The following is an 8,983-nucleotide window of genomic DNA, read 5'->3' as shown; positions in this document are numbered from 1 at the left end:
CCACAAGCCCCGCCGCAACCGCGGGGCGGCCCGCCCCGCCCCCGAGCGCTACGCCTGAAACCCCCAGGCGGAGCAGCAGTTGGCCGAGCGCCTCGATGATCTGCGAAACCGCCGTGGGCACCATATCAGAGCGCCCCTGGTAATACCCGCGGAAGACCGAAAGGGTCGATACCATGAGCACGGACGGCGAGATCGCCGCAACCGCCGCGGCCGCGCCGGGGTTACCGACACGCTCCGCCAGGACGCCCGCGCCGAAGAACAGCAGCAGCGTACAGACCGCGCCGAACGGCACAAAAATGCACGCCGCGACGCGCACGATGCGGCGCACCTCGCGTTCCCGCCCAAGCGCGGTCGCCTCGGCCACCATTTTGGCGAGCGAGGACGGCAGGCCGACGGAGGACACGACCAGCATGACCATATAAATCGTATAGGCGGTGTTGAACAGCCCCATATTGGCCACGCCGACCATGCGCGTGAGCGGGATCTGGAACAGCGCGCCGATTACTTTCACAATCAGGTTGGCCACAAGCAGGATAAACGCGCCCTGTACAAAATTCTGTTTTTTCCGATGCAAATGCAGCACGCCCTTCTTTTATGTTTCTTAACTTATGCTACTCAAGGGCGTACCAAAGTATGCCAGTTTAAATCATACGGAGGCACTGCACGGCAAGGCGCGTAAAACGCACCTCCGCGCGCGCGGCGATCTCCATTACGTCTTCATGTTTGATTGGCACGTCTTTGACGCCCGCCGCCATATCGGTGATCAGCGACAGCCCGAGCACCTCCAGACCGCAATGTGCCGCGGCGATGGTCTCGTTTACCGTGGACATGCCGACCGCGTCGCCCCCGAGCACCCGCATGGCGCGGATTTCGGCAGGCGTTTCATACTGCGGGCCCGGCGCGTACATATAGACGCCCTCGCGCAGGTCTACCTGCTCCCTGGCCGCGGCCTCGCGCGCCACCTGCTGGAGGCGCGGCGTATAGGCATGGCTCATGTCCGGGAACCGCGTGCCCAGTTCCTCGCAGTTCTTGCCCCAGAGCGGGGTCGCGGAAAACAGGTTGATATGATCCCGGATCAGCATGATATCGCCCTCGTGGAAGCCGAGGTTGATGCCGCCCGACGCGTTCGTCAGCAGCATCGCACGCGCCCCAAGCAGCTTTGCGACGCCGACGGCGAAGGCGCTCTGTTCCGGGCTGTTGCCCTCGTACATGTGCATGCGCCCCTGCATCAGCATCACGCGCCGCCCGGCAAGCTCGCCAAATGTCAGCGCGCCCGTATGCCCGGCCACGGTCGACGCCGTGAAGTGCGGGATCTCCGGATACGGCACGGTCACCGCCTGCCGGCACTGCTGCGCCAGGTAGCCCAGGCCGGAGCCCAGGACAACCAGCGCCTCCGGCGCAAAGCCCCCGGTTTTCCCGCGTAAAAAATCCGCGCTTTCGCGGTAGGTTTCAATGGAAAACATGCGTCCGTCCCCTTCCCTTGTACGGCCTGTATGCGCCGCCCCGCCGCAGGCTATACGGCCGGGGCGGCGGCCCCGCGGCGGATATTAAAGCTGCGCGCCGCAGGATGAGCAGAACCCATCGTCCTTATTGCAGGGCTTGCCGCAGTTGGGGCAGACCAGCCCCGCCTTGGCGTCCGCAATTTTTGCTTTCAGCTCGGCCACACGCGCGCGGTTTTCATCGACCTTGGCGATGCGGCTTTCCATTTCCTCTTCCGGCGTTTCGATGCCGACATGGATATCGTATACGATTTTGCCGATTTCCTTATACAGCACTTCGCATTCGGTGTTCAAGTCGAAAATCTGAAGGTTCAGGCGGGTCGCCTGCGCCATTTCCGTCGCCTTTTTCCCGGCGCTGTCCGCCGCGCGCACGGCCGCCTTCCCCGTCTTATCCGCGAGAACCTTGGCCTTTTCCAGCAGCATTTGTACCTTCGGGTCCATATTTTCAGCTCCTCCCGGGCATTTACGGCCAAATTGGCCGTCCGCCCATATTTAAAGTGATTATAAACCACGGCCCTATAAAAATCAAGACAGCAGCCGTAAATTAATGGTAAACTAGCCGATAAACTCGTGCAATACCGAATTTTCCGGCAGATAAGGCTGATAATCGAGCTCCGCGAAGCAGCCGATCGCCCGGAATACCTCGTGCAGGCCGACCGCGCGCATCTCCTCTTCCCGTCCTGCGATTTCGGCCTGCAGCATCTGCATCAAAATGCAGCTTTCATACGGCAGGTAGGAATCGATATACTGCGTCGCGTGGTGGCGGTACGGCGNGGGGGCGGCGCTCAAACGCAGGGCGGGGGGCGTTCCCCGGCGCCGGCTGCTGCGCCTTCTTAATAGACAGGTTTATGCGGCCTTCACGGTCGATGTTTATCACTTTTACGGAGACCTGCTGGCCCTCCTTGAGGAACTCTTTGATATCGCTGACATAGGAATTGGCGACTTCCGAAATATGCACCATTCCCGACTTCCCCTCCGGCAAAGCTACAAAGGCACCAAATTTGGTAATACCCGTAACCTTTCCCTCCAAGATTGATCCTACAACCAAATCCATACCTTTTGTTTTGCCCTCCGTTGTTTTTTGTGAAAAAAGATTATTTGCTAGACGCGTCGACAAAAACGCGTTCACCGGGAGACGCGTACCCCAGCTTGTCACGCGCAATGGTTGCGATATTTTCGTCGGACGCACCCTGATCCAGGCTGTCTTTGATCTCGCTGTTTTTGGCAGTCTGGCTCTGGATTTGTGCGTTCAGATCCTCCAGCCGTGCGCTTTTGTCGCTGATCTGAAGCTGGAGGTGCACCAGCGAGACCGTGGCATAGAGCGCAAAGCAAAACAGGGCGAACTTGACGACGCCCGGTACCCTCTGCCTTTTTTTCACGCCGCCGGCCTCCATTCACGCTGTTTGATACCATACCAACATCCTACAATAATATCTATTTTATTTTAAACCTTTTCTCCGGAAAATGGAAGGGCTTTTTTAAATTTTTCTTAGTTTGTTTGTGTGTTTTACCAGCATTTTTCAGATATACCAGATGTGGTTTTGTCTTCTTCCACAAAAAAACCGGAAAACCGGCAACGCGCTTCCCGCCCTGCATCAGGAGCATCGCGACGGCAAGGACCGGCGGGCTGAGCGCAATAAAATAAAGCAGCGCGCCAAGCCCCGCGCCGAGCAGGACATAGAAGCGCCCCTCCCCCGCCGCCGCGGTCAGCACAAAGACAAACAGCGTCCCCAGGAGCCCCAGCCAGAACAGGGTGTCGCAAAACGCCGTCATGGCAGCCCCCGCATGCAGCGAACGGCGCACCGCACGCAAGAGGTCATACAGGACGCCGAGGGACACGCCCATGAGCACCGCCTTTAAAAAGACCAGCGTCTGGAACGCGATCGAAATCTCCATCAGCCAAACAACCTGCCGAACAGGCCCGCCCGCGCCGCCGAGCGGTCCTCATACTCCAGCGAGTCCACCTGCCCGCGGATCAGCAGCTCGCCGTTTTCCAGGTTGAGCTTTTCCACATTGAGCTCGCTGCCGCGCACGACCAGCACGCCCTCGGTCGTCACCATGGAAATCGTATTTTCATCAAAGTTCTCCACATCGGTCACGCCCGAAACGCTTAGCTTGGCGCGGTCCTCCAGGATCAGGTTATGCGGCAGTTCCCCGCCCGTCCGGCGCAGTTTTTCATCATTTGCCATGCTTTCATCCTCCGCTATAAAAATAGAACGCCTGCTATCCCCATATATATGGTCCAGCACGGCGTTCTATGCAGCGTCAAATGATTTCGCGGTACATGCCTGCGGCGTCCGCCTTCAGGGCATGCTCGCTGATCTGCAGCACCTCGACCTTCATCGTGCGCTGCCCGAAAACGATTTCTATAACGTCCCCTTCCTTCACCTGATAGGAAGCCTTCGCGGGCTTGCCGTTGACCGTGATGCGCGCAGCGTCGCATGCGTCGTTCGCCACGGTACGGCGCTTGATCAGGCGGGAGACCTTTAAATACTTGTCCAGTCTCATATGTCGCCATTCACCCTGTCGCGCAGCTGCTTGCCCGGCTTAAACACCGGGATTACCGCCGCTTCAATCTTCATCGGTTCGCCGGATTTCGGATTGCGCCCCATGCGCTCCGGGCGCGATTTGGTCTCGAAACTCCCGAAACCGACGAGCTGCAGCTTATCCCCCGCTGCAAGAACGTCCTCCACCGCACTGAGCACGGCGTCCAGCGCCTTTTCCGCATCCTTTTTGGTCATATCCGCTTTGCCGGCGACCAGCGAGATGAAGTCGTTTTTCTTCATAATTGATTCCTCCGTTATTTGGTTTCTTCCCTCTTGGCCGCATCCCACAGCGCGTCCATTTCTGCAAGGGACGTCTCCTCCAGCGTTTTTCCAGAACCGAGCACGGCGCGCTCCACCTGTGCGAAGCGCCGGATGAACTTATCGCTTGCGCGCTCCAGCGCCTCTTCCGGGTCGGCCTTGATAAACCGCGCCACATTGACCGTGGCAAACAGCAGGTCTCCCAGTTCTTCCGTGGGGTCGCCGTCCCCGCTTACCGCGCGGGACAACTCTTCCACTTCCTCGCGCACCTTCTCAAGCGCGCCCGCGGCGTCCGCCCAGTCAAAGCCCACTTTAGACGCCTTATGCTGCACCTTTTCCGCGCGGATTAGCTGGGGCAGGCTGCGCGCCACGCTTTCCATGCTGTCCGTGGTGGTTTTCTGGCTCTTTTCCACGCGCTTGAGCGCATCCCAGTTCTGGAGCACCTCTGCGGAGGAGGAGACCTTGACGTCGCCGAATATGTGCGGGTGCCGGTAAATCAGCTTTTTGCAGATGCCGTCCGCCACGTCGTCCATATCAAAATTGCCCTTTTCGCGCTCCATTTCGGTATGGAACACAACCTGCAGCAGCACGTCGCCCAGTTCTTCCTTCATATGTTCCAGATCTTCCTGGTCGATCGCCTCGATCACCTCGTAGGTCTCCTCGATGAAGTTGCGGCGGATGCTCCGGTGATCCTGCTCGCGATCCCACATGCAGCCGCCGGGCGCGCGCAGGATTTCCATAATGCGCAGCAAGTCGTCGAATGTATAGTTCTCTTTGGTTTCAAATGCTATCATGTTAAACTTCCCATCATTTCAAATGCAGTAAATCTGCTAGTTTTTCACCGCCCGGCATCATCAGGATGTCCTCGCGCTCCACCGCGCGCAGCGCAAACAGCAGCACGGCATAGACGGCGACGGCCACACAGATGGATATCAGCGTCGCCACCTTATCCATGGCGGAACCCGGCGCGGCGGAAAGCACATGCGTCAGCGTCTGGAAACTGATGGCGGTCGCCGCGCCCATGCCGACGGTCGCTGCAAACGGCCGCACGAGGGTCTTCCCAAAGGACGGCAGCGCATGCGTCAGGCGGCTGATCTGGAACAGGTTGATCGCGGCGATGAGCGCATAACACACCGTGGTGCTGATCGGCGCGCCCGCGATATTGACCTGCGGCGTGCCCAGCAGCGCGTAGTCCATGAACAGCTTGACGACCGCGCCCGCAAACATGGAGATAAGCGGGAGGTCCGCCCGCCCCAGCGCCTGCAAAATCGCGTTTGTGATAGCCACCACCGCCACGCACGGTACGGCAAGCCCGAGGATCTGCATCAGCGGGCCCGCAAGTGCAGTGTGCTCGGAATAGACCAGCCGCAGGATCGGCTGCGCCAGGAGCAGGAAGCCCGCGCCCGCCGGCAGCGTGATCAGCATCGTCAGGCGGAAAGTGGTGCCCATCGTGTTTTTGACTTTCGTGAAGTTCTGGCTCGCGTTGGCGCCCGCGATGGCTGGCAGCGCGCTGACCGCAATCGCGGTCACCAGCGTCTGCGGCAGGTTAAAAAAGTTAATCGCCATGGTTTTGTACGCGCCAAAATTAATATTGGCCAGGTGTTCCGACATGCCGATATCCTGTAAACGGTTCATAATCAGCGCGAGGTCGATCAAGTCCGTCACGCTCATGACCGCCGAATTGATCGTAATCGGGATGGTCAGCGCCAGCAGGCTTTTGCAAAGCGACGACGCCGGGCGCATGCTGTCGTTTAGCGCATGCACGGCCTGCGCGCGCCGCTGCGAAAAGGCCGACCGGGCAAGCATGTACAGTACGGCGACCACTTCGCCGATCGTAATGCCGAGCACAATCGCCGCCGCAATCGCGGGGCCGTCCGCCCCGCGCCCNGCACCGAACGCCACTGGCGCAGCGTCGCCTCGACGGGCGCGCCGCGGAAGTTGCGGTCGCGGATCGCGCGGCGCATGAAACGCAGCATTTCCGGCGCAAGCACCGTCCCGTCTGAAAGCGAGACGCTGCTTGCCACGCTGAGGTACAGGCAGGTCGCCTTGTCCTCCAGCCCGCCTGTAATCGTGTCGCTGAAGGAGTGGATGCCCTCGATGACCGCGACTTCGTCCGGGTCCAGGCTCAGGCACTCGACCTCGTCGGTGCGGCTCTGCTTTTCAAAGTCAAAATGCGGCACGCAGATTTCCTCGCCCGCCGCCAGGCGCTGCAAATGGTCGTTCAGCAGCGGCAGGTCCATGCAGAGCGGGGACTCGAAGTCGTCCACGCCCTCCTCGTCCTTCGGGATCTGGTATTCCGAGCGCGTGCGGTAATAATCGTCCATCGAGATGACCTCGGCATGGACGCCGTGCCCCATCAGCGCTTCGCCCAGAAGCCTGGCCGTCGTTGTCTTGCCGCTGGAGGAGGGGCCGTTCAGCAGCACAATCGGACGCTGCTTCATGCAGGCAACAATGCTTGCAGCCGTTTGCTCCACCTGGGTATGGTACCGCCGCTCGCTTCCCTCGATAAAACCCTTGGGGTCGCGCGCCGCCTGGTCGTTAATTTGCTCCAATTTATAGGTCATGCTTATCCCTCATTCGCGCCGCCGCCCGCGAGCAGCTTCATACGTGCCGCCCGGATGCGTTCGCCGGCGCCCAAATATTCGGTTGGGTACTTCGGGTTTGCAAACCGCGTGATCTTGCCGGTGGCGGGGTCGCAGCGTTTGCTGACCGCGCCCGCGCCCAGCGAAACGATGGTTTGCAGTTCCTCCATCATGTACACATTGTAAAGGCTTTCCGTGCCCGGCTTACACCAGCCGACGTTTTCAAAGCCGCCCGCCGTGAATTTTTGCCGGTACAGGTAATAGGGCGCATAGCCCGCCGCCGTGAGCTGCCTGCCCGCGTCTTCCAGCATGGCGGCTGCCATGCCGCGCTTGGCGGCGTTTTCCGCCTTGTCGGAGAGGTCGGCCGCGCGCTTGATGGCCAGCGTATGCACCGTGATATTCTCCGGATCCAGGTTTATCAGGGTTTCCATCGTCTGTGCGAAGCTTTCCGGCGTGTCGCCGTCCAGCCCCGCGATCGTATCCATGTTGATACATTCAAAACCGGCCTCCCGCGCGAGCGCGAAACTCTCCAGCACCTGCGCCGCGCTGTGCTGGCGGCCGATGCGGCGCAGCACCGCATCGTTCATGGTCTGCGGGTTGATGCTGACGCGCGTCGCGCCGCCCGCGGCGATTGCGGCGAGCTTCTCCCGGGTGATCGTATCCGGGCGGCCGGCCTCTACCGTGTATTCCCGCAGCGCGGAAAGGTCTACCGCGTCGGCCAGCGTGCCCATCAGGCGAGCAAGCTGCCCCGCGGACAGCGTGGTCGGCGTGCCGCCGCCGATATACAGCGTGACGACGCGCTGGCCGCTTTCCCTCAGCAGGCGGCCTGTCATCTCGGCCTCCGCGCAGAGCGCATCCAGGTACGGGGGGATCAGTGCGGCCGATTTCTCAATGCTGGACGACACGAACGAGCAATACGCGCAACGCGACGGGCAGAATGGGATGCCGACGTACATCGATATATCGCCTGGCTGGAGCTGTGCCTTACAGTCGAGTGCGACAGCCGCTGCGCGCACCGTCAGCGCGGCCTGCGCCTTGGAAACGTAAAAATGGCCGCGCAGGCGAGCCGCCACCTCGGCGTTCGTCATGCCGCGCTCCATCATGCCGCGTGCCAGCTTGGCGGGACGCACCCCGGTCAGGCTGCCCCAGACAGGCGGCGCGGGCAAAAATGGTACGAGCGCATCGTAGATCGAAAGCTTTACGATTTCGTTTTCCAGCCTGCGGCGCGCCAGCACGTCGCAGCCCGTGATATCGGCTTCCCGCGCGCACTCCCTCGAAGCGCCGGCGTACGTCACGCGGGCAACCGCGCGCGCAACGCCGTTTTCGGCGGTAAGGCTGGAAACGCACACATCACCGGACGGCTGCACCGTGCAAGACGGTATTTCGGCCGGCAGCAGGTGCAGCAGCATTTCCTCGACCGCATGCCGGTAATCATGCCCCTGTAGGATATAATTCATCGTGCCAGCGCCTGGCGCACATAGGGGTTGTGGCGGCGCTCCTCCTCGAGCGTGGACGCGCCCTCATGACCGGGGAGGACATGGTAGTCGCCCTCCAGGTCGTGCAGGCGCTTGAGCGAGCGGAGCATATCGTCGAAATTGCCGCCCGGCAGGTCGCAGCGCCCGCATTCGTGGCGGAACATCGTATCGCCGGTAAACAGGCAATCGCCCAGCATGATGACGCACGAACCGGGCGTGTGCCCCGGCGTGTGTAGATAAGTTGCCGTCATCCCGCCGAAGGAAACCTGCGTGCCCTCCTCCGCGTAAAGGTCGACCGCCGGCTCCTCGTAATTCTTGATGAAGGGGCGGAAATCCGTCATGGCTTCCTTTGCCATCAGCGGCGCGTCGGCCTGGTGCAGCACCAGCTTTGCGCCCGTCGCCTCCTTTATGGCCTTCGCCGCGAGCACATGGTCAAAGTGCGCATGGGTCAGCAAGATATACTTGACGTCAACGCCTTCCTTGCGCACCTGCCCCAGGATCGCGTCCGCGTTATCGCCCGGGTCGATGACCGCGCCTTCCTTGGTCGCCCCGTCAAATACAATATAGCAGTTTGTGCCGACCACGCCGACACACAGGTGTAAAATCTTCATTGCGGCCACCTC

15 protein-coding genes are annotated in these 8,983 nt (G+C 60.7%); all 15 read right to left on the bottom strand.

Annotated features, from left to right (window positions below; all coding sequences use genetic code 11):
- Positions 1-574 (bottom strand): oligosaccharide flippase family protein (locus CZ203_RS09585; protein ID WP_159456459.1); only part of this gene is annotated, 574 nt, incomplete at its 3' end.
- Positions 575-641: 67 nt separating this feature from the next.
- Positions 642-1,463: a purine-nucleoside phosphorylase gene (locus tag CZ203_RS09580; protein WP_087065879.1), complete on the bottom strand. Its 822-nt coding sequence runs from the start codon at positions 1,461-1,463 to the stop codon at positions 642-644.
- 84 nt (positions 1,464-1,547) lie between these two features.
- Positions 1,548-1,940, bottom strand: a complete 393-nt coding sequence (locus tag CZ203_RS09575; protein ID WP_087065878.1) for a zinc ribbon domain-containing protein — start codon at positions 1,938-1,940, stop codon at positions 1,548-1,550.
- Between the two features lie 114 nt (positions 1,941-2,054).
- A complete protein-coding gene (locus CZ203_RS14750; protein ID WP_159456458.1) occupies positions 2,055-2,210 on the bottom strand; it encodes a hypothetical protein in 156 nt (51 codons plus the stop codon).
- Between the two features lie 10 nt (positions 2,211-2,220).
- Positions 2,221-2,553: a S1 RNA-binding domain-containing protein gene (locus CZ203_RS09570; protein ID WP_087065877.1), complete on the bottom strand. Its 333-nt coding sequence runs from the start codon at positions 2,551-2,553 to the stop codon at positions 2,221-2,223.
- A gap of 40 nt (positions 2,554-2,593) precedes the next feature.
- Positions 2,594-2,878 carry an FtsB family cell division protein gene (locus CZ203_RS09565; protein ID WP_159456457.1) on the bottom strand — a complete coding sequence of 95 codons (285 nt, stop codon included), beginning with the start codon at positions 2,876-2,878 and terminating at the stop codon, positions 2,594-2,596.
- 55 nt (positions 2,879-2,933) lie between these two features.
- Positions 2,934-3,395: a spore cortex biosynthesis protein YabQ gene (gene yabQ / locus CZ203_RS09560; RefSeq protein WP_087065875.1), complete on the bottom strand. Its 462-nt coding sequence runs from the start codon at positions 3,393-3,395 to the stop codon at positions 2,934-2,936.
- Positions 3,395-3,688, bottom strand: coding sequence for a sporulation protein YabP (gene yabP, locus CZ203_RS09555; protein ID WP_087065874.1), 294 nt, complete (start codon positions 3,686-3,688; stop codon positions 3,395-3,397). The genes yabQ and yabP overlap by 1 nt, the downstream gene beginning before the upstream one ends.
- 76 nt (positions 3,689-3,764) lie before the next feature.
- The gene (locus tag CZ203_RS09550; RefSeq protein WP_087065873.1) at positions 3,765-4,007 is read right to left on the bottom strand and encodes an RNA-binding S4 domain-containing protein; all 243 of its coding nucleotides are present in this window, start codon (positions 4,005-4,007) and stop codon (positions 3,765-3,767) included.
- Entirely contained in the window at positions 4,004-4,285 is a 282-nt protein-coding gene (locus tag CZ203_RS09545) for an HU family DNA-binding protein (RefSeq protein ID WP_087065872.1), read from the bottom strand. The genes CZ203_RS09550 and CZ203_RS09545 overlap by 4 nt, the downstream gene beginning before the upstream one ends.
- Before the next feature lie 14 nt (positions 4,286-4,299).
- Positions 4,300-5,097 (bottom strand): nucleoside triphosphate pyrophosphohydrolase, encoded by a 798-nt coding sequence (mazG, locus tag CZ203_RS09540; protein ID WP_087065871.1) that lies wholly within the window; start codon positions 5,095-5,097, stop codon positions 4,300-4,302.
- A gap of 13 nt (positions 5,098-5,110) precedes the next feature.
- On the bottom strand, positions 5,111-6,109 hold the full coding sequence (locus CZ203_RS09535; protein ID WP_235847516.1) for an MATE family efflux transporter: 999 nt from the start codon (positions 6,107-6,109) through the stop codon (positions 5,111-5,113).
- Complete coding sequence (locus tag CZ203_RS15150) at positions 6,055-6,660, bottom strand: uridine kinase family protein (RefSeq protein WP_456236200.1); 606 nt, start codon at positions 6,658-6,660, stop codon at positions 6,055-6,057. The genes CZ203_RS09535 and CZ203_RS15150 overlap by 55 nt, the downstream gene beginning before the upstream one ends.
- 209 nt (positions 6,661-6,869) lie before the next feature.
- Complete coding sequence (hemZ, locus tag CZ203_RS09525) at positions 6,870-8,342, bottom strand: coproporphyrinogen dehydrogenase HemZ (protein WP_087065868.1); 1,473 nt, start codon at positions 8,340-8,342, stop codon at positions 6,870-6,872.
- Positions 8,339-8,971, bottom strand: coding sequence for an MBL fold metallo-hydrolase (locus tag CZ203_RS09520; RefSeq protein WP_087065867.1), 633 nt, complete (start codon positions 8,969-8,971; stop codon positions 8,339-8,341). The genes hemZ and CZ203_RS09520 overlap by 4 nt, the downstream gene beginning before the upstream one ends.
- Positions 8,972-8,983 lie beyond the last annotated feature (12 nt).

The organism is Intestinibacillus massiliensis (assembly GCF_900155735.1).
GTDB lineage: Bacteria > Bacillota > Clostridia > Oscillospirales > Butyricicoccaceae > Intestinibacillus > Intestinibacillus massiliensis.
This window is presented reverse-complemented; position numbering and strand designations above follow the sequence as displayed.

Coding starts and splice junctions, on each gene's coding strand:
- CZ203_RS09580 (WP_087065879.1), bottom strand. CDS start 1,463: ATGTTTTCCATTGAAACCTACCGCGAAAGCGCGGATTTTTTACGCGGG.
- CZ203_RS09575 (WP_087065878.1), bottom strand. CDS start 1,940: ATGGACCCGAAGGTACAAATGCTGCTGGAAAAGGCCAAGGTTCTCGCG.
- yabQ (WP_087065875.1), bottom strand. CDS start 3,395: ATGGAGATTTCGATCGCGTTCCAGACGCTGGTCTTTTTAAAGGCGGTG.
- yabP (WP_087065874.1), bottom strand. CDS start 3,688: ATGGCAAATGATGAAAAACTGCGCCGGACGGGCGGGGAACTGCCGCAT.
- CZ203_RS09550 (WP_087065873.1), bottom strand. CDS start 4,007: ATGAGACTGGACAAGTATTTAAAGGTCTCCCGCCTGATCAAGCGCCGT.
- CZ203_RS09545 (WP_087065872.1), bottom strand. CDS start 4,285: ATGAAGAAAAACGACTTCATCTCGCTGGTCGCCGGCAAAGCGGATATG.
- mazG (WP_087065871.1), bottom strand. CDS start 5,097: ATGATAGCATTTGAAACCAAAGAGAACTATACATTCGACGACTTGCTG.
- CZ203_RS09535 (WP_235847516.1), bottom strand. CDS start 6,109: ATGCTTGCCCGGTCGGCCTTTTCGCAGCGGCGCGCGCAGGCCGTGCAT.
- hemZ (WP_087065868.1), bottom strand. CDS start 8,342: ATGAATTATATCCTACAGGGGCATGATTACCGGCATGCGGTCGAGGAA.
- CZ203_RS09520 (WP_087065867.1), bottom strand. CDS start 8,971: ATGAAGATTTTACACCTGTGTGTCGGCGTGGTCGGCACAAACTGCTAT.